This is a genomic window from Limosilactobacillus albertensis (genome assembly GCF_014145555.1).
GTDB lineage: Bacteria > Bacillota > Bacilli > Lactobacillales > Lactobacillaceae > Limosilactobacillus > Limosilactobacillus albertensis.
In genome coordinates, this window is record NZ_JACIVD010000048.1 from 79,640 (window position 1) to 99,600 (window position 19,961).

The 19,961-nt window shown below is 38.4% G+C and carries 16 protein-coding genes and 1 pseudogene; 13 read left to right on the top strand and 4 right to left on the bottom strand.

Annotated elements, in window-relative coordinates:
- Window positions 1-27: 27 nt before the first annotated feature.
- The 7 genes from H5S41_RS02255 to H5S41_RS02285 all read left to right on the top strand — a co-directional run bounded on the left by H5S41_RS02255 (window position 28) and on the right by H5S41_RS02285 (window position 8,231).
- Window positions 28-330 (top strand): hypothetical protein, encoded by a 303-nt coding sequence (locus H5S41_RS02255; protein WP_182602093.1) that lies wholly within the window; start codon window positions 28-30, stop codon window positions 328-330.
- Window positions 331-348: 18 nt separating this feature from the next.
- Window positions 349-1,638 carry a BppU family phage baseplate upper protein gene (locus tag H5S41_RS02260; protein ID WP_182602095.1) on the top strand — a complete coding sequence of 430 codons (1,290 nt, stop codon included), beginning with the start codon at window positions 349-351 and terminating at the stop codon, window positions 1,636-1,638.
- Window positions 1,639-1,652: 14 nt separating this feature from the next.
- On the top strand, window positions 1,653-2,009 hold the full coding sequence (locus tag H5S41_RS02265; RefSeq protein WP_182602097.1) for a hypothetical protein: 357 nt from the start codon (window positions 1,653-1,655) through the stop codon (window positions 2,007-2,009).
- Window positions 1,993-2,406 carry a phage holin gene (locus tag H5S41_RS02270; RefSeq protein WP_182602099.1) on the top strand — a complete coding sequence of 138 codons (414 nt, stop codon included), beginning with the start codon at window positions 1,993-1,995 and terminating at the stop codon, window positions 2,404-2,406. Before H5S41_RS02265 ends, H5S41_RS02270 begins: the two co-directional genes overlap by 17 nt.
- A 126-nt stretch (window positions 2,407-2,532) precedes the next feature.
- On the top strand, window positions 2,533-3,732 hold the full coding sequence (locus H5S41_RS02275; protein ID WP_231833121.1) for a GH25 family lysozyme: 1,200 nt from the start codon (window positions 2,533-2,535) through the stop codon (window positions 3,730-3,732).
- A gap of 16 nt (window positions 3,733-3,748) precedes the next feature.
- Window positions 3,749-5,944, top strand: coding sequence for a hypothetical protein (locus H5S41_RS02280; RefSeq protein ID WP_182602101.1), 2,196 nt, complete (start codon window positions 3,749-3,751; stop codon window positions 5,942-5,944).
- Window positions 5,945-6,527: 583 nt separating this feature from the next.
- Window positions 6,528-8,231: an AlwI family type II restriction endonuclease gene (locus H5S41_RS02285; protein WP_182602103.1), complete on the top strand. Its 1,704-nt coding sequence runs from the start codon at window positions 6,528-6,530 to the stop codon at window positions 8,229-8,231.
- Window positions 8,232-8,263: 32 nt separating this feature from the next.
- On the opposite strand, the gene H5S41_RS02290 is transcribed toward H5S41_RS02285, so the two are convergent.
- From H5S41_RS02290 to H5S41_RS02300, 3 genes are all read right to left on the bottom strand, one after another.
- The gene (locus H5S41_RS02290) at window positions 8,264-9,112 is read right to left on the bottom strand and encodes a DNA adenine methylase (RefSeq protein ID WP_182602105.1); all 849 of its coding nucleotides are present in this window, start codon (window positions 9,110-9,112) and stop codon (window positions 8,264-8,266) included.
- Window positions 9,113-9,188: 76 nt separating this feature from the next.
- On the bottom strand, window positions 9,189-9,686 hold the full coding sequence (locus H5S41_RS02295; RefSeq protein WP_182602107.1) for a hypothetical protein: 498 nt from the start codon (window positions 9,684-9,686) through the stop codon (window positions 9,189-9,191).
- Between the two features lie 22 nt (window positions 9,687-9,708).
- The gene (locus H5S41_RS02300; protein WP_182602109.1) at window positions 9,709-10,098 is read right to left on the bottom strand and encodes a hypothetical protein; all 390 of its coding nucleotides are present in this window, start codon (window positions 10,096-10,098) and stop codon (window positions 9,709-9,711) included.
- A 396-nt stretch (window positions 10,099-10,494) separates the two neighbouring features.
- Here H5S41_RS02300 and H5S41_RS02305 point away from each other — a divergent pair.
- The 3 genes and pseudogenes from H5S41_RS02305 to H5S41_RS02315 all read left to right on the top strand — a co-directional run.
- Window positions 10,495-10,671 (top strand): annotated as a pseudogene (locus H5S41_RS02305) (DNA-processing protein DprA); the annotation flags it as partial.
- Window positions 10,672-10,801: 130 nt separating this feature from the next.
- Window positions 10,802-12,922 (top strand): type I DNA topoisomerase, encoded by a 2,121-nt coding sequence (gene topA / locus H5S41_RS02310; RefSeq protein WP_182599076.1) that lies wholly within the window; start codon window positions 10,802-10,804, stop codon window positions 12,920-12,922.
- Window positions 12,923-13,055: 133 nt separating this feature from the next.
- Window positions 13,056-13,934 (top strand): aldose 1-epimerase family protein, encoded by an 879-nt coding sequence (locus H5S41_RS02315; protein WP_182602111.1) that lies wholly within the window; start codon window positions 13,056-13,058, stop codon window positions 13,932-13,934.
- A 92-nt stretch (window positions 13,935-14,026) separates the two neighbouring features.
- Here H5S41_RS02315 and plsY read toward each other — a convergent pair whose 3' ends face one another.
- On the bottom strand, window positions 14,027-14,656 hold the full coding sequence (gene plsY / locus H5S41_RS02320; RefSeq protein ID WP_163704118.1) for a glycerol-3-phosphate 1-O-acyltransferase PlsY: 630 nt from the start codon (window positions 14,654-14,656) through the stop codon (window positions 14,027-14,029).
- A gap of 210 nt (window positions 14,657-14,866) precedes the next feature.
- On the opposite strand from plsY, the gene parE reads away from it, so the two are divergent.
- From parE to H5S41_RS02335, 3 genes are read left to right on the top strand one after another with little or no spacing between them, the layout of a single operon-like run.
- A complete protein-coding gene (gene parE, locus H5S41_RS02325; RefSeq protein WP_220483205.1) occupies window positions 14,867-16,888 on the top strand; it encodes a DNA topoisomerase IV subunit B in 2,022 nt (673 codons plus the stop codon).
- 21 nt (window positions 16,889-16,909) lie between these two features.
- On the top strand, window positions 16,910-19,375 hold the full coding sequence (gene parC / locus H5S41_RS02330; protein WP_182602115.1) for a DNA topoisomerase IV subunit A: 2,466 nt from the start codon (window positions 16,910-16,912) through the stop codon (window positions 19,373-19,375).
- Window positions 19,376-19,391: 16 nt separating this feature from the next.
- Entirely contained in the window at window positions 19,392-19,850 is a 459-nt protein-coding gene (locus H5S41_RS02335) for an NUDIX hydrolase (protein WP_182602117.1), read from the top strand.
- The last annotated feature ends 111 nt before the right edge of the window (window positions 19,851-19,961 follow it).

A 19,961-nucleotide genomic window follows, 5' to 3' on the forward strand; every position in this document is an offset into this window, starting at 1 on the left:
GTTTTTTGTTTTAAAGAGGTTTTGATTATGAAAATTCAAGATCAAATTAATTATGTTAACAACTCATTATCTATTATCAAATCCAAGGTTAAGGCCGTGTTTGGTGTAAATCTAAATATTGATGAAATCAATCTATCAGCTCCAACTAAACACAACTCGTTCTATTCTTCATATGTTATTGATGCAGAACAAGAAGTCGCCCGAGTAGTCGACCGACTAACAGACCAGCTTCAACGTCAAAATATTATTAAGAATGTCGATACATTGGATGATTGGGACGACGCCAAACGGTTTTTAGATTTCGTTGTTGACAAATTACAAAAATATTAATAAGGAGGATATAGCAAAATGGCAGATAATGCACATTTAACTAAGTACGAGCCTGACAAGCAAGGACAATATTACATCTTGGACACAACAATTGACCCAACGCAAACCGCAATGGTTGATGCTATGAATGGTCGGCAAGGTGATACGATGCGGCGCGTGCCGATTGCTTTTGTCGATGACGACCAACCACATGATTTGACAAACAGCACAGTTGAATTACGAGCTCAAGATGCAGCGGGAGTAGTTAAAATTTCCGATATGGTCTTAAATTGGGTATCGAGAACGGGCGGACTTATTGTATTTGGCATTCCCGCCCAATTCTACAAGAACGCCGGAGAATATCAACATGCTTATTTTGTTATTAACGACAAAGACGATACAGGAAACACAACAAGTACATCAACGGTTAACGTTGATTTTTCAGTTGATGAAAACGGGATCGAAGTTTCTGACGTAGACACTGGAATTTATATTTCAAGTGTTGACCGTTTACTCAATCAGGCAAAGTCACGGATTGAAGCTGTTAAGCTAGCCGGCAGTAACGCAGAAGCATTGGTCCAAGGCTACGAGAAATTAATTCAATCAAACGCTTTTCCAACGGCAGACGGCAACAATAACTTTACCGGAACTAACTCATTCACAACTGTAAACATTGACACTCTTAATAACAAACAGCTCTCCGATGTATCGGATGCAGTGGTAACAGCCCAAACGACGGCGAACTCCGCAAGTTTACAAGCTGTATCTAATTCAACACAAATTAGTAATAATACTGATTCAATCGTTGCAAATAGTACGGCAATTTCAAGTGCTGATAACCGGCTAACGTCTGCTGAAACAAGCATTGCTACGGTATCAAGTGCAGTTAAAAATACAGACAATAAGCTAGCAAGCTTAGCTTCATCAGTTGACAACATGGATACTTCAGGCAGCGGAAACACTGACGTCGCTTCAAGCCTTGCCAATGTTAACAATTCGTTGATCAGCCTTAGCACAAAAGTTGACACATTGAGTACAGCAGTAAGCAACATCCCCGACGTCACCACGTCAATTAATGCCATTAGTGCAACCGCCAGCCAAGCGTTAGCAACAGCTAACACAGCTCAGCAGAACAATAACAATTTGAGTACAGTATTGAGCGATGTTCAAGATAACGTTACTAACATCAGCAATACCAGTTATGCCACCAGCGTGAACATTGATAATCTCTTTAGCGCTGTTACGGCTTTGATTAACACCGTTAACCAAAACATTGACAACAAGAAAATCGACGGTAACGACGTACAACACATTTCTAAACAATCGTAAGGCGGTGATATCAGGTGTTTTCAAATGTAGTATGTGCAGCGAGTGATGGAGAATGGGTTGGCTTGGGGATGACAGCTGCGGATTGGGCAGCAGTCATCACCGTTATTATCCTTATCATTAGCACCCTATGCGGACTTCTTATTGTAGTACTGAAAGACAAGTTGACTAATCCGCTAAGTTTAGTCATTGACAAGTTAAGTGATAGTGTTGATCGGCTTGTTAAAGCTAACGACAAGCGAGACGAGCAGTACAAAGAATTAACCGAGCATGTTGCCAAACATGATCGACAATTTGTTCGTGACGAAGAACGTATCAATGAAATTTACCGACAACTTAACACAGGAGGTAGTAATGATGACAAACAAGATTAAGCAGATTTTACAACACAAATTCCTAAATGAAGACGGTACGATTAACAAAACGGTTTTAGTTAGTGCTATCACTTTGTTAATTGTGTTGGTAGACCAGATCTTAGCAATGTTTAGCATTGTTCCAGTCCACCAAGATCAAGCAGTTGCGATTTTGAACACAATTTTGACTATTTTATCGATTTTTGGATTCGTCGAAGGCCCAACCACAGCGTCAATTATCAATCCGGAAAAAGTATCCGAGCCACGGCAAACTTCTACTGTTTCAACGTCTGTTCAACCGGTCGAAAATCGGCAGTTGGCAGCGTCGGTGGCAGCAAGCGTTGCGGCCTCAGTTGCAACACAAATAGCCGAAAGTGCAAGCGCAGCAAGTGATTCCGCGAAATCAACTCAAAAGTGATTTAGACGCTCTACAGAGAAAAATAACGATGGATTACACGCAAACTAATCTAAAAACGCTCATATATCGACGTAATTTTGATTACAAGATTACATTTTGAGTTAAAAGTAAGGAGTGACTTTAACTTTGTTTCACAAAAATAAATTAATTAAAATCTTGGCGGTTGTGTTTACAGCCGTCTTTTTTATTGCCGGTGGTAGTACTGTAAGCCATGCAGCAGTTGGTGAACGGGGGACTGATCAATCAGAATACCAGGGAGCGTACGGAAAATATGGCTATGGTGATGAAAAGTTTATGTTTAGCCAAATTGGCGGCTACTATAACGGATCGTTCGTTCCACACTGGACGTATGGCTCTCAAGTACAGACTTTCCGGGCTCGTGGTCAACATGTTCACACATACATTTATGCCCAATTTTCGGGACGGTGGCAAGCTGACCAGATGCTAAACTACTACTTGCCACGTGTTACGACCCCAAAAGGATCAATTGTTGCGTTAGACGTTGAAAGCGGAAACCCAGACACTGATTCAGTGTTATATGCATTGGGGCGGATCAAGGCAGCAGGTTATACACCGATTTTATACGGTTATAAGAACTTTTTAGTAAATCACATCAATTTACAGTATATCTCTACACAGTATCCGTTATGGCTTGCTGAATATCCTGATTACAGTGTCCGGCGTTATCCAAACTTTGGATTTTTCCCATCGTTTAACAACGTGGCAATTTTCCAATTTACTAGCACGTACGTCTTGGGCGGTCTTGATGGTGACGTTGATTTGACGGGCATTACAAACAACGGATATACACAAAACACAAACCCAACCGTAACTCAGCCCGTAAATCGCCCAAGCAACACGCAAAAACAACAGCCTCAACCAGCAGCTAATACTTATACCGTCCGATATGGTGACTCATGGTGGAGTATTGCCAACCGTCACGGTATGAACATGTATACGTTGGCTCAAATTAACGGCCGGTCAATCTCCAGCATGTTATATCCAGGCCAAACCTTGCGAATTCGTGCAAATGTTCAGACCAACCAACAATCCAAAAACTCAGGCAGCACTTGGCGTGACGCTTTGGGTGATACATGGCACAAGGAAAACGGCACGTTTACAAGCAATACATGGCTTAACCTCAGATGGGGAGCACGAACTAGCAGCTCACGGATTGCTCTGTTAAATCCAGGATCAACCGTCAAATATGACGCTTGGAGTAATCACGGAGGCTATGTTTGGGTACGCCAACCACGTAATAACGGATACGGATATGTAGTAGTACGAAATGCCGTAACACATCAAGCTTACGGATCTTTTAAGTAAAGAGAGGTAATAATATATGTCACGTGAATTATTAAATGTTAACAACACAGATACAATTAAACAAAACGATGACAGTACAACTATCATTTTGAGCGCCCACGATGACAACGAACCTAAAATTTTCAAGGCGGGGGACATTGCAACAGTACATATTGATACTAATTCTGCACATGTCAAAAACATTCCTGCTAAGTTAATCATTGGTAGTAATAACGTTAATATCAACAGTGCTGATCTTGTCAATTTACCAGCCGGAAAGTACAGCCTTGAACTTTGGGTAAGTCAAAAAGATGGTCCTGAGACGACGATTTATCCGTCTTCTGGAGCATTAGCTCTAACTATTGACAAGAATGCCGACGACTTAACCGATAAGACATTAACGACATTAACACTCGATGATCTACGTAAGGATCTTCACGCTGATGTCAATGATGCCGTTAAGAATATTAAGGTTGATCCTTCTATGTTGGACCTATCAGATTACGCTAAGAAGAAAGACGTGCCGGATGTTGCGTTAGACGTTGACAAGCGGACATTAACAATCAACAATCAGACTATCAACATCCCCGACAGTGTCGATCTTTCAGGTTATGCTAAGACTTCAGAAGTTCCAAATGTTAAATATAACAAAGATACTAAGACGTTGACTGTTGACGGTGTGGCTGTTGAGATTCCTTCAAATATTGACCTATCCGACTACTACACAAAGGATCAGGTCAACCAGCAGATCAAGAACAATAAGGTTACGGTTGATTTAACAGATTACGTCAAGCGTGAAGATCTAGCAGATCTAGCAAAGAAGCAAGACGTGCCAAGTGTTCTGTATGATTCTAATAAGAAACAATTAACTATTAATGGTGTTAACGTTGACTTGCCCGACAATGTGGACTTAAGCGACTATGTACGCAAAGAGGACACGGCAGATTTTGCAAAGAAGTCAGACATTCCAACAGTTCCAGCTATTACATTAGACGCAGCAAAGCGGACATTAACCGTTAACAATAATGTGATTAACATTCCAAATTCAGTGGATCTCACAGGTTATGTTAAAGTGGATCAGTTGAGCGATTACGCCCGAAAGAGCGACATTCCAGAAGCTCCTGACTTGTCACAATATGCTAAAAAGAGCGATATTAAGACCGTTGACTTAACTCCATACTTAAAAAAGACTGATGCTGATTCTGAATATGCCAAAAAGAGTGACATTCCAGTAATTCCTGATATGTCAGGCTATGCTCTCAAATCTGATATTAAGGCAGTCGACTTGACGCCATACATTACCAAATCCGTCGCTGATTCAACTTATGCAACTAAGCACGACGTTGAAAACATTAAGTCACAAAAAGGCGATCGTGGCACGATGATTTACTCAACTAATGCTCAGCTATCAAGTAAAAATATGAATATGTCAGTATCTATCGATGCGTTAAATCAAACAACTCCAGCTCCTCGCGTTGGTGATTATTTGATAGCAAATATTGATACACAGACCGCAATTTCAACAATCACAAAAGTTGATTCATCTAATGTTTATATTTCGGATTCTTACACCAATTTGCAAGGTGTTGCTGGTCCTGCTGGATCAAATGGACACAGCGTTTGGGTTTGTCAAGGATCAAGCTCAGGTATTAGTATTAACGCTTCACAATTATTAAATTATCAGCAATATTCAATGCTGCAGCCAGAAATTGGTGATTTGGTTGTTGGATCTGATGGAACAATTAGCTCTATTGCGTATTCGTATGGTGACCCACTTGTCATCAATACTGGATCAGCACTTGCTACGATTAAATCTCAATCCGATACGGCAACTAAAGATACACCGTACAATTACGCGCAATACCAGCCAGCAACTCGTGATTTTGTCGTAGTTTCTAAAACCGATTTACCAAAATATTTAAATATCACAGATACAACAAAGTCATATGAATTAGATGTTGACACTGGAAAGATCGGAGCGTATGGAATTACTCCGGGAATTTATCCAATGCGTGACACTCAACTTTCTAACTTCAGTGTAAAGTCTGCATCCAATTATGATGGGTTAACTGATAAGCCTTATCAAATTTTGCAATATGAGCAACGTGTTGAATATGCTGAAATTACATATTTGACATCAGATATGACTGTTCATTATGCCCGTCGTCCTATTTGGTCTGCAGACAGCTACAGCCCGTGGTATGGTGTAACATCTAAATGGCACGAAATCTAAACATAAAATAAATTTAGACTGATTACCTTAATTGGTAATCAGTCTTTTTTTTGTTTGATTTTGTTTTGAAATATAGAAGATAGTCGAGACAGGACTTATTTCATACACAAAAACGGACCGAAACTAAACCACGATCACGTCGTCGGTCGGACCTAATTTATAGCTGAACATTAATCAAGGCTCGGCACGATTTCATGTTGAGGCTTCTTCTTTTAATCGTATTGTCATCAAAAAGAGACAATTGATCATATGTTCGTGTCTCTGCTGATTTGTCGAACAAAAAAGTTGAAATTTCATCGGAAAGGTCAAAACGTCGATTTGGTAGATATTCCAGGAACAGCGAGGTATTGTGTCTTTCCATGATATTTTGGATTACTGCTAAACAGCCTAAATTTTGTCAAATACACCAATAGATTATCCATATTGGTCTATTTATTTATATTTTGGTTAAATACAAAATGTTGATATATAAGCATTTTATATCATTCATACACCGGTATTTGGCAAATTCCCTTATGCTCTTCTCACATCTAGTTACATTGAGTATAATTAAGAAAAAGATGAGACGAAATGAGATGACAACATGGCTGGATTTAGTAGCAGATATATGACTATGTCAACGAGTCCGAGAAGTCCACAACGGGTTCCATATTATCTATCACTATTGGAACAATTCGAAGGAAAAGAATGGAATAATGAAACACAAGTCAATTACTATAAAGCGATGGTTAGTAATCAGCTTGGTGATTTCTCGATAGGTAAGAGTAAGCACCCCGAAATGTCAGCACGTGACAAAATAACACGAGCTCCAAAAGCTCTTGGACTGGTTGAGTTGAAGCCAAGAATTAGAATAACTGAGCCTGGAAAACAAATTCAAAATAAATATATTTTTCAAGATGTTTTAACCAAACAATTGTTAAAATATCAATTACCAAGTCCACTATTTCCAGAACGTCAAGACAATAAGGGAATGTTCAACATTAAACCTTATCTCGAACTTTTGAGGCTGGTATATATTGTTGGTGACTTGTCACGCTCTGAATTTTATGCATTCGGTGTAACAATGACAGACTACCATGACTTTGATAAAACTGTCGAACGAATCAAAGAATATAGAAAAGAAGCAAAACAAAATCACATTCATGCTCGTAAACATTATCATGACTATATGATGAAGTACGTGTCTAATTTGTATTCTGATAAGATTGAATCTGATGACGTTAAGGTTAGAGAAACTAAAAGCAAATCGTCAGAAAAATTTATTAAGACCAAGTTTAATAATGTTGGTGATTATGGTAATGCATTTCTTCGATACTTAACAGGGACTGGGCTTGTTGTTGTTAACAAAAAGCTTCAGGTAGTAGTTGCTCCAAACCGTGAAGATGATGTCGAGTACATCTTAAATAATGTTAGTCGTGAAGCAAAAAAATATTCGAACACAGAATATAATAAATTACTTTTTGATGTTAACTATCCAAAGCTCCTGTCTGATAGCCCTCGCGAGTTGATTAATAAAATTAATCAGCTTGACGCTAGACTATCAGAATATAAAGATGTTGCTAATAGAAGCTATGAAGGAATTTCTTCTCTAGAATTAAAGAAGCTCCAATATGAAAAGGAAGACGAACTCGACCAGTTAGTACGTGAGCAATATGCCAAATCACTCAAATCATACGATAACAAAGAAGTTGAAGATGTACTCGACACATTTCAACACATTAAATCTCAAGATTACTTTGACAATCCGTTATATCTGGAATGGAACACGTGGAGAGCTATTACCATGATTGATAATGGAAATATCAAAGGGTCATTTAAAACTAACTCAAACGGAGATCCAATTAATACAGCTCCTGGTAACACCGCTGATATTGTTGGTGATTATGGTGATTTTAATATGATTTGCGAAGTCACCATGTCAAGCGGCAAAAAGCAATACGAAATGGAAAATGAGCCAGTGACAAGACATTTGGGAGAGCTAAGAACAAAAGAAAACGGTAAAGAGACGTTCGGATTATTTGTCGCAAAGACAATTCAGCCTAATGTTATTACTGAGTTCTATTATAAGCACTTAATACCAACCAAACTTTACGGAGGTACTGTTGAATTTATACCGTTGACAATTGATGATTTTGCTAAATTCTTTAAGAATGTCACTCAAGACGGCCACAAACTCAACGAGGATGATATTCATAAAATCCATAGTAAGACTATAGAGTACGCCAAATCTGCTGATGACGAGGCCGATTGGTATAATAAAATTCGTGATTATATGTTGTCTATGTAATAAAAAAGAACCCGTATATCGGGTTCTTTTTTTTAGTAATTAGTTACTATTAGGTGATTAGCACTTGATTTGAAACGGTTTCTAATATTAACAGAATATCGCTTATTATACTTTCCTTTTATATATCCGTTATATAATTCATCTGTTAGTTCAGTTTCACCAATAACCATCAAGGCTTTACATGATAAGTTCTTAAAGTCTTCAGCCAGTCTTCGGTGTTCATCTTCACCAAAATCACCGGTGAAAACTTCATTACCATATTCACTAAAAACAGTGTCATACGGAGGGTCTAGGAACATAAAATCGTTTGACGTTGCAGATTCAAATGATTTTATATAATCGTTGTTGGTTATTGTTGCTGATTTTAATAAATTATAGTGTCCTTTATTTAATAAATCAGTGTTAAAGTTTTTATATCTACCAAACGGAACGTTAAAGTCACCATTCTTATTATATCTAATCATTCCAGAATATGCCGTTTTGTTAATGTAGAAGTATACGGTTGCATATGTTAACTCAGTTGATGTTTTACCGTTGAATATATCTCTGATTTTATAATAGACAGATTCATTTTTATCAGGTACATGGTCATGGGGATGCTTTGATTTTTCTAAATCAAATAATTCACGATTCTTTTTATACTCATCCCCAAGTTTTGATAATTGGATATGTGTTAAATCAAATTCATCTTTAACATCCTTATAAAAATCAATAAGCCGTTTATTAACGTCATTAATAACGGCTTTTTGTGGCTCTAAATAGAAATAAACGGCTCCGCCACCAAAGAACGGCTCATAATAAGTATCAAATTTTGGTATATAATCCTTAAAGTATTTAATTTCTCTTGATTTTCCACCACGGTATTTAAGTATTGGCTTCATAGTCATCCCTCAATTCTTTATAATTCTATCATAATCTAGATAAAAACAAACCCGCAAAATACGGGTTCGAATTGAATTAAGCGGCAGCAATAGGATCGGTCACTTTTCCAAATGACGGCTCATAGATATAACTAATTTGACCGGTTTCTTCATTATATTTTGCAATTTGCTTAATATAAGGAACTCCGTTTATTTCATATTGTTGCATTGCTAGACGTTTCAACTCGTCAAATGATCGAAATTCTGCTGTGTATTTGTGTTTGAATTTCCTATTATAATCATACGTTTTCGATTTTTGTAATTCGTCGAGATCAATTACAGCAACGCGTTGGGTAATTTTATCTGTACATTTAATAGAATTATATTTGTTGAGATAATAACGTTTATTATCAACAACAATGTAATTATCAGACTTATCAAACGTTACGATAACAAACCGATCATCTGAATTTAATACATACAAGGGGCAGGTTTCACGCGGCTCGATGTAATAGGTATTGCCGAACTCTCCTTGTTTAGTACGTTGATAATAGCGTTGGATTCCTTGTAGTTTATTAGTTGTTTGTTGTGTCATTATAATTCAATCCTTTCTTATATTAAAATGGGGCGATATTGTGTTTATCGAGAACGTCATCTATAACAGCAGGCAATAAATATTCACGAACTAAAACGTCCAGGTGTTCACCGCTTACTAATTCAGGAGAACTTATCGACTCCATTCCAAAGTCGTCAAGTGCATCTTGAACTAGATCAAAATTTCCTAATAACGCTCTTTCTGATTTAAGCTCGTTGCACCAATAGCTACCGGTTCTGTTTCCAGTCAAGTCTCTGTCGAATGCTAAATCTTGCAATTCTTCGAAAGCTTCACCTCGATTTTTTCCGTCAAAGCTAACATCTGAATCTTTCAACATTGACTCTAACTCATCGACCATCTCCAATTGGTAATTATAAAATTTTAAGGTGTTTAACTCTTCATCACTCATCATATAGATCATCCTTTCTTTTCAACATGAAATTATTACGACCGCATCCTGCGGTCTTATTTGGCTCTGAGACGAATTCAAACGATGGATTATACGCCAAAATATTTTTCATTTTGTCTGAGCGGCAATCTGAGCATTAACGTAACTCATCATGTCGTCACATGTTCAATTAACAAGTTGTTGACCGTGTTACGATGACAAACTCAAATAAATATTAGTCGTGTAGTCGTCAATATGTAATTAATACGACCGGCTCGACGGTCTTCGTGGTATAATTTAATTAAGTATTGCCTTATGATTCTACCAATTTAGAAAATAGATGAAGTCAGAGCGTTGAGACACAAATGAGACACATGCATAAATAAACACCCCGTAATCGTTGATGTTACGGGGTGTTTTAATAGTGGTAGTATGTTTACGGCAAATATTGGTTTAGATGAAAATCGGACAGTGTGCGCGGTACCAGGGCGAATAGATGCACCATTATCAGTTGGTTGTAATAGCCTAATTGCTGCAGGTGCTAAGCCGATTCTTAGTGCGCAGGATTTATTAGATGAATTTCAGTTACATAACTAGGGCTTGATTTCTATCCTAAAGTTGATTAAAATATTTTGTTCAGTTAGAGATTATATTTGACATATGATGGTCAAATGGATTAATAATATTATTGAATGAAATTTAATAAAAACGTTAGGAGCCTACCAAAATGGCAACCAAAACAACAAAATCAACGGCGAAGAAGACTACTCGCCGTCGTTCAAAAATAAAAAAGAACTTGGTGATTGTTGAGTCGCCTTCAAAAGCAAAAACAATTGGGAAGTTTCTCGGTCGGTCTTACAAGGTCGTTGCTAGCCTAGGACATATCCGTGATTTGCCTAAGAGCCGGATGGGGGTAGACATTGAGAACGACTATACGCCTGATTATATTTCTATTCGTGGAAAGGGCGATGTGATTAAAGAACTACGTAAAGATGCTAAAAATGCGAAGGCTGTTTATCTTGCATCTGACCCTGACCGTGAAGGTGAAGCAATTGCGTGGCACGTTTCAAACATTTTGAAACTTGATGATAATCAGAAAAATCGTGTTACATTTAATGAAATTACAAAAGATGCGGTAAAAGAAGCATTCAAGGAACCACGAGAGATTAATATGGATCTCGTTGATGCTCAGCAAGCGCGACGGGTATTAGACCGACTGGTGGGATATTCAATCAGTCCGATTCTGTGGAAAAAAGTAAAAAAGGGTTTAAGTGCCGGTCGAGTTCAATCAGTTGCACTTTACCTTATTATTCAACGCGAAAATGAAATAAAAAACTTTAAGCCTGAAGAATACTGGACGATTGATGCTGACTTTAAAAAAGGTAAAGAAGAATTTAAAGCTAGCTTTTACGGCGAAAATGGTAAAAAAGTTGCGTTAAAAAATAATGATGATGTTCAAGCAATATTATCTAAAATTGATAAGAAAAAAGACTTTGAGGTTACAAAGGTTACAAGAAGAGAACGTCGTCGGCAGCCTCAACCGCCATATACTACTTCGACCATGCAACAGGATGCTAACCGTCGCTTAAATTTCCGAACACGAAAAACAATGATGGCGGCGCAAATGCTCTATGAAGGAATTGATATAAAAGAAGGGGCACCTGTTGGTCTAATTACATATATGCGGACTGATTCAACTCGAATTGCTTCAATTGCTAAGCATGAGGCGTCTAACTATATTCACGAAAATTATGGTGGTGAATATGCAGCGGTCAAGCCAGTTAAAGGTAAGCTGCCGGAAGGGGCCCAGGATGCTCACGAAGCCATTCGGCCAACTTCTGTATATCGGACGCCAGCGAAGATGAAACAATATTTGACACCCGACCAATATAAACTCTATAGCCTGATCTGGTCGCGTTTTGTTGCAAGTCAAATGACAGCAGAAGTAATTGATACTATGAATGTTAACCTTCAACAAAATGGGGTTGATTTCCGGGCAAACGGATCAAAAGTTAAATTCCCTGGTTTTACAAAAGTCTATAAACGTGGGAATGAAAAGGATAATTTATTGCCAGAACTTGCTGAGGGTGATAAGGCAAAAATGATTAAAGATGATCCAGCGCAACATTTTACCCAGCCGCCAGCACGATACACTGAAGCTGCATTAATTAAAACCTTAGAGGAGAATGGGGTTGGACGTCCATCAACATACGCGCCAACTCTAGATACTATCCAACGCCGCTACTATGTTCGTTTAGTATCACGGCACTTTGAGCCAACTGAACTGGGGGAGATTGTTAACCGGATCATTGAAAAACAATTCCCAGATATTGTAAATGTCCAATTTACTGCTGATATTGAAGGAAAATTGGATGAAATTGAAGAAGGAAAGCAGAATTGGATTAATGTTGTTGATAAATTCTATCAACCGTTCTCAAAAGAAGTGGATGCTGCTGAAGAAGAAGTCGACAAGATTGAGATGAAAGATGAGTTAGCAGGGACGGATTGTGAGATTTGTGGGGCACCAATGGTTATTAAAATGGGACGCTATGGTAAATTTTATGCTTGTTCTCGTTTCCCTAAATGCCGAAATACGAAAGCAATTGTAAAGGATATCGGCATTACATGTCCAAAATGTGGTGAAGGAACAGTTGTTGAACGAAAATCTAAAAAGAACCGTACTTTCTATGGCTGCTCTCGATATCCAGACTGTGATTTTGTCTCATGGGATAAACCAATTGGCCGTAATTGTCCCAAAGATGGGCACTTCCTTGTTGAAAAGAAGGTTAAGGGTGGAAAACAAGTTATCTGTCCCAACGGTGATTACCAAGAAGAAGTTCAAAAGTAAAATTACAGATTTATTTTTATTTACTTTTACTGAATCTTTATTGAAAATGCTTCCAAAATCTGCTATTGTGCGTTTGGAAGCTTTTTTATATACTTAATGTTAAACGATTATCAATTGAAGGGATCGATAACAGATGGTTACTTTACAAAACCAACAATTAACTGTTCAAATTAACAAATTAGGAGCACAATTACATAGCATTAAACGACAAGACAATGATATTGAATACTTATGGCAGGGTGATCCCGCTTCTTGGAAACGCCAAGCTCCAATCCTGTTTCCATTTGTCGGTCGCTTAAAGGATGATCAGTACCGTTACAATGATCAAATTTATCATCAAACACAACATGGCTTTGCGCGAGATCGGGAGTTTCAAGTTATCGAGCAGACACCGACGATGGTAGTAATGGAACAGCATGATGACGATAAAACACGGCAAGTATATCCATTTTCATTTAGCCTTCAAGTAAAATACTTGTTAGAAGAAGATAGTATCAAAATTAGTTATATTGTAAAAAATCCTAGTAAAAATGAGGCGCTCATCTATGCAATTGGTGCGCATCCGGGTTTTAATATGCCGTTAACAACGAAGGGAAAGTTTGATCAAGTAGAACTAAGTGTGCGTCCAGCTGCGAAGTATTCACGGATTGTTCTAGATGGGGCTTATAATGATTCAGCTCACCCACAAGTGATAGACATGACTGATTCGTTACCGTTGAATCATGAGCTTTTTAACCGTGATGCGATTATTTTTAAGACTGACGGCAGTCATTTTACAGCTAAATTAACTGATAAGGATGCTAACCATGGTGTTGAAGTTGATACTTTTGCGACTGAATATGTCGGTGTTTGGTCGCAGTATCCTGCTACTGCTCCATTTGTATGTGTTGAACCGTGGTGGGGAATTGCTGATAATGTAAATGCTGATGGACAATTATTGCATAAGCAGGGAATGCATCGCCTTGCTCCTAATGAAATTGATAATTACAATTTTAGTATCAAACCATTTTAAAATTAGGCGAACCGTGGTATAGATTTCAAATAAAAGTAATAATAGGGCTCCAGTGATCGATAAATCCGAACGCTGGAACCCTATTTATGCTTTTATTTATTTTGCTTCTTTTGCCGGAGATAATAGCCTAACCCAAAGTTAACCATTGATTCTTTGCCTGCTAAAATTCGTCTGATATTTGATATATGGCGGTAAAGGACAATAGCTGTTAAGATTCCTGCAACAATTGCTAATATCCAATCACGAATATAGAGGGCAATCAGGAAAATGGCGGTTATTGCAGTTATGCTCGCGGCACTAACCATGCTTGTTAGGCACATAATGCCAATGAAAATTAAACAAGCGATAAGAAAAAGAAATGGATTATATGCAAGCAAGATACCGGCACTAGTTGCCACAGCCTTGCCACCATGAAAATTATCAAAAATAGATACTGTATGACCCAGACTGGCGAATAACCCAATCAGCAGGGGATTAACGGTACCCGAAATTCCAAGAAAATATGGCTGGCTGGCCGCCAATGTTCCCTTTAATACGTCAAAGATAAGCACCACTACACCTGCTTTAAATCCTAACGTTCGAAAAGTATTTGTCGTTCCAATGTTTCCGCTTCCTAGTTTCCGAATATCCTTGTGGTAAATATATTTACCGATCCATAAACCGGTAGGAATAGAGCCAAGTAGGTAGGCAATAATGATCATCCCAATAATTTCAAAAATCATATAAATAGCTCCTTAATAATAGCTTTTACAGCTTTTAAGCATAGCATGAATATTAAATTTTAACCACTATGAAAAAACACCATTTGCTAAACTGCCAAGTTTTGAGTATCATTCATTATGAATTGAAATTGTACAATTTTTATCTTTACAATGAATAAATGGAAATGGTACAATAGCTTTCCGAACATACGTTTTAATATAAATTTGGCAATGGGAGGTCATTTTGTGGCCAAAGAAAAAGTAAAATATGATGCCTCGTCCATTCAAGTATTAAAGGGACTCGAGGCAGTTCGAAAAAGACCCGGAATGTACATTGGATCGACTGACGCACGCGGGTTACATCACTTGGTATATGAAATTGTTGATAATGCTGTAGACGAAGCTTTATCTGGTTATGGCGACGAGATAAACGTTACGATTGAGGCTGATAATGCGATTACGGTTCAAGATCACGGTCGCGGGATGCCAGTTGGGATGCATGCTTCTGGTAAACCAACACCAGAAGTTATTATGACAGTCCTTCATGCTGGTGGAAAATTTGGTCAGTCTGATGGCTATAAGACTTCTGGTGGATTACACGGGGTTGGTGCATCAGTTGTCAACGCACTATCAGCTCACTTAACGTTAACAATTGTTCGTGATAATGTCCGGTATCAAGAAATATTTAAAGAAGGCGGAAAACCAGTTGGAACCTTAAAAAAATTAGGAAAAACGAAAGAGAGTAATGGTACGACTGTTTCCTTTAAGCCTGATCCTAAGATTTTTTCAACAACTGTCTATGACTACAACACCTTGGCTAATCGTCTTCGTGAATCTGCCTTTTTATTAAAGGGAATAAAGATAACCCTTACTGATAAACGGGCAGGGCAAGAAAAGCAGGATGTCTTTCAATTTAATGACGGTATCCAAGAATTCGTATCTTACCTCAATGAAGGCAAAGATGTGTTAGGAAAAATCCTATACTTTGACGGTAAGCAAGATGGCGTTGAAGTTGAAGTAGCCGCGCAATATAATGACGGATACTCTGAAAGCTTGTTATCGTTTGTCAATAACGTTCGCACACCAGATGGCGGTACTCATGAGGCAGGTTTTAGAAGTGCTTGGACAAAGACTTTTAATGAGTATGCAAAAAAAGTTGGCCTGCTAAAAACTAATGATAAGAACCTAGAAGGTAGCGACGTTCGTGAAGGTTTGACGGCTGTAATATCAGTTCGCATTCCAGAGCGGTTACTTCAATTTGAAGGGCAAACAAAAGATAAATTAGGTACTCCTGAAGCTCGTAAAATCGTTGATGCCATTGTAAGTGAGCAATTAAACTACACCTTAATGGAAAACGGTGACTTTGCTCAAACATTGATTCGTAAAGCGTTAAAGGCTCGTGAAGCTCGTGAAGCTGCTCGTAAGGCCCGAAATCAAGCGCGTGGTGGTAAACGAAAGGGCAAAAAAGAACGAAACCTTTCTGGTAAATTAACACCAGCCCAATCAAAAAATGCAAAGAAAAACGAACTATTCTTAGTCGAGGGAGACTCAGCTGGCGGATCCGCAAAGCAAGGCCGCGACCGTAAGTTTCAAGCTATTTTGCCGTTGCGGGGGAAAGTCCTTAATACGGAAAAAGCAAAGTTAGACGATGTATTAAAAAATGAAGAATTAAATACGATTATTTATACGGTTGGTGCAGGAGCAGGTTCAGAATTCAATGTTGAGGATTCTAACTATGATAAGATCATTATAATGACCGATGCGGATGATGACGGTGCCCATATCCAAATTCTTCTTCTTACCTTTTTCTATAAATATATGCGGCCGATGATTGAAGCAGGGAAGGTATATATTGCATTGCCGCCGTTATACCGTCTACAGCGAGGACGCGGCGCTAAAACAAATATTACGTATGCCTGGACAAACGATGAATTAACCAGGCTTACTAAGAGGATGGGTAAAGGTACCCAATTGCAGCGTTTCAAGGGTCTTGGTGAAATGAACGCTGATCAGCTATGGGAGACAACAATGAATCCTGAAACGCGGACATTAATTCAAGTGCGAATTGAAGATGCTGAATTAGCAGAAAGACGGGTTACCACATTGATGGGTAATAAAGTTGAACCCCGCCGAGAGTGGATTGAAGAAAACGTTCAATTTACGTTAAGTGATGATCAGGAATCTGATAAATTAGTAGAGAATAAAGGACAGTTGCCACCATCAAAAGAACCAACGATTAATACATGGAATTAATAGAGAAGGGAATCAAGTTTTGTGAGAAACGGTAAAATTGAACATATGACGCTTGAACAGATCATGGGCGATCGTTTTGGGCGCTATTCAAAATCAATTATTCAAGAACGGGCCTTACCTGATATTCGAGATGGCTTAAAACCAGTTCAGCGTCGAATACTATTTGCAATGAACAAAGACGGCAATACTTATGATAAGGGATTTCGGAAATCCGCTAAATCAGTCGGTAATGTCATGGGTAATTTTCATCCGCATGGGGATAGTTCCATCTATGAAGCATTAGTACGGTTGAGCCAAGACTGGAAACTTCGAGAACCATTGATTGAAATGCATGGTAATAATGGATCAATGGATGGGGATCCTCCGGCTGCAATGCGTTATACAGAAGCACGGTTGAGTAAAATCGCCGGGTTAATGCTTCAGGATATCGATAAAGATACTGTCGAAATGACGCTAAACTTCGATGATACAGAGAAAGAGCCAACAGTTTTACCAGCACGAATTCCCAATTTGCTTGTTAACGGAGCTACGGGAATTTCCGCTGGGTATGCAACCGAGATACCTACTCATAACCTTAGTGAAGTTCTTGATGCATTGATTTACTTAATCAAACATCCAACTGCTTCTCTTGATAAGTTAATGGAATTTATTCCGGGGCCTGATTTCCCAACCGGGGGAATTATTCAAGGAATTGACGGAATCCGTAAAGCTTATCAAACAGGTCGCGGACGGGTAGTGGTTCGGGCTAAAACCGAAATTGAAACTTTACGTGGTGGCCGTCAGCAAATTAACGTGACTGAGATTCCTTATGAAGTAAATAAGGCACAGCTGGTTAAGCGGATTAATGATTTGCGGCTTGCCAAGAAGGTAGAGGGAATCGCTGAAGCTCGTGATGAAACTGACCGAAGCGGGTTACGGATTGCAATTGAATTAAAACGTGGTGCTAATGCTAATGGTATCCTTAATTACCTTTTAAAAAATACTGATTTGCAGATCAACTATAATTTTAATATGGTAGCAATTGATGATCAGCGGCCGATGCGGGTTGGCTTAAAGCGGATTCTGACATCATATCTGGAGTTTCAGAGGGAAATTATTCGGCGGCGAACACAGTATAATTTAACTAAAGCACAGCACCGCCTTCATATTGTTGAAGGATTGATTAAGGCTTTATCTATCCTTGATAAGGTTATTAAGACCATCCGGGCAAGTAAAAACCGAAAAGATGCTAAAGAAAATTTAGTTAAAGAATATGATTTTACTGCTGAACAAGCCGAAGCAATTGTTACGTTGCAACTATATCGATTGACGAATACTGATGTAACTGAATTAAAAGATGAGCAGGCTCAATTAAACTCACAAATTAATGAATACCAGTTAATTTTGACAGATGAGAAAGAATTAGATAAGGTCCTTGCAAAAGAAATTCGTGCGATAAAAAAACAATTTGGTAATCCGCGCCGAACTAAGATTGAAGATCAAGTTGAAAAATTGGAAATTGATACTAAAGTTACAGTCGCTAACGAAGATGTCGTGGTATTAGTTTCACATGCTGGGTATATTAAACGAAGCAGTATTCGATCGTTCAAAGCATCTGAAGCTGATGAAAATGGACTACGTGAGGATGACTATCCACTACTTATTCAGCAAACCAATACATTGTCGCACCTATTTATGTTTACTAATCTTGGTCATATTATTTACCGCCCTGTTCATGAAATAGCTGATGCACGGTGGAAAGATACGGGAGAACATATTTCACAAACAATTGGGCTGGCTGATAATGAGGAGATTATTAAGGCCATGATTTTTGATAAGCTAGCACAATCGGGAACGATTATCATGGGAACAAGCGATGGTCAAGTAAAACAGACATCGTTCACGGATTATAAGCCTGGTTCGCGCTATAAGAGTCATGCTAGTGCTGCAATCAAGTTAAGACCTCATGCACGTGTGGTAAGTGTTGACTACTACGAACCATCAAATGAGAGCCAATCAATCCTAACAATTAGTCGTCAAGGATATGCAGTGCGATATGATGTAGCAGATGTGCCTGTAACTGGTATTCGAACTGCAGGTGTACGGGCAATTAACTTAAAAGATGCTGACCAAGTAGCTGATCAAGTCCTAGTTACAGAAGGCCAGTCAATTGCCGTGATCACACAGCGGGGTGCATTTAAGGAGATGCCTGTTGATGAAATCGAGATAGGTGCACGTGCGCGTCGTGGTGAATTAGTACTTCGCCGTCTAAAATCTAACCCTCATGAAATAGCAGATTTTCTTTCTTATGATAGCGATTATAAGGGTGCATTTGAAATTATCACTAAGCGACCAGCTTTTCAGGATGTAATGGCTACAGATCACCATCTTAGTTCAATTAAATCGAATGGGACATTTGTAATTGATACTGATACTCAAGGAGAACCAGTAAAACTACGGATAAAACAGACAAATATTTTAGATGAAGAGCCGGTTTCGCAAAGTTAAAAGAAGGTGTAACGTGATGGCTTATATTAAAGATATTAGGGCATTAGTTGGACATCAGCCATTGATTATGACCAGCGCTTCTGGTGCATTATTAAATGAATCAAGAGAGGTGCTTTTGCAAGAACGAGCTGATACCGGTGATTGGGGCTTTCCAGGTGGCTATATGGAATTTGGTGAGTCTTTTGATCAGACTGTTAGACGCGAATTTAAAGAGGATGCGGGAATTGAAGTGGTTCCGATAAAACAATTAGCGATACTGGATCAAAATTTCTACACTTATCCAAATGGAGATAAAGTTCAGCCAATTAATGCTTTTTACTTAGTTAAAGAAGAGAGTTCAAAGCGTTCTCAGCCTAAGCCAAGCGAAACAACAGCTACTAAGTATTTCTCACTATTAAAGGAGCCACCGAAGTTCTTTAATGACCAGCATCAGCAAATGTGGCTAATTTTAAAAGAGTTTATTCAAAATAAGTGAGATATTTAATAATTATTCTTTAATCTGCTAACTTCCATGATAGAATAGGAATGTAGATCGGTTCACGTCTTAGAAGTAATTATGATTAAAGTAGTGAACAAACAGGAGGAA

What these genes read in the sequence shown, in the direction of transcription:
- topA (WP_182599076.1), top strand. Translation starts at nt 10,802, where the DNA reads ATGGCAACCAAAACAACAAAATCAACGGCGAAGAAGACTACTCGCCGT.
- H5S41_RS02315 (WP_182602111.1), top strand. Translation starts at nt 13,056, where the DNA reads ATGGTTACTTTACAAAACCAACAATTAACTGTTCAAATTAACAAATTA.
- H5S41_RS02270 (WP_182602099.1), top strand. Translation starts at nt 1,993, where the DNA reads ATGACAAACAAGATTAAGCAGATTTTACAACACAAATTCCTAAATGAA.
- H5S41_RS02335 (WP_182602117.1), top strand. Translation starts at nt 19,392, where the DNA reads ATGGCTTATATTAAAGATATTAGGGCATTAGTTGGACATCAGCCATTG.
- plsY (WP_163704118.1), bottom strand. Translation starts at nt 14,656, where the DNA reads ATGATTTTTGAAATTATTGGGATGATCATTATTGCCTACCTACTTGGC.
- H5S41_RS02280 (WP_182602101.1), top strand. Translation starts at nt 3,749, where the DNA reads ATGTCACGTGAATTATTAAATGTTAACAACACAGATACAATTAAACAA.
- H5S41_RS02300 (WP_182602109.1), bottom strand. Translation starts at nt 10,098, where the DNA reads ATGATGAGTGATGAAGAGTTAAACACCTTAAAATTTTATAATTACCAA.
- H5S41_RS02255 (WP_182602093.1), top strand. Translation starts at nt 28, where the DNA reads ATGAAAATTCAAGATCAAATTAATTATGTTAACAACTCATTATCTATT.
- H5S41_RS02295 (WP_182602107.1), bottom strand. Translation starts at nt 9,686, where the DNA reads ATGACACAACAAACAACTAATAAACTACAAGGAATCCAACGCTATTAT.
- parE (WP_220483205.1), top strand. Translation starts at nt 14,867, where the DNA reads ATGGGAGGTCATTTTGTGGCCAAAGAAAAAGTAAAATATGATGCCTCG.
- H5S41_RS02260 (WP_182602095.1), top strand. Translation starts at nt 349, where the DNA reads ATGGCAGATAATGCACATTTAACTAAGTACGAGCCTGACAAGCAAGGA.
- H5S41_RS02285 (WP_182602103.1), top strand. Translation starts at nt 6,528, where the DNA reads ATGGCTGGATTTAGTAGCAGATATATGACTATGTCAACGAGTCCGAGA.
- H5S41_RS02290 (WP_182602105.1), bottom strand. Translation starts at nt 9,112, where the DNA reads ATGAAGCCAATACTTAAATACCGTGGTGGAAAATCAAGAGAAATTAAA.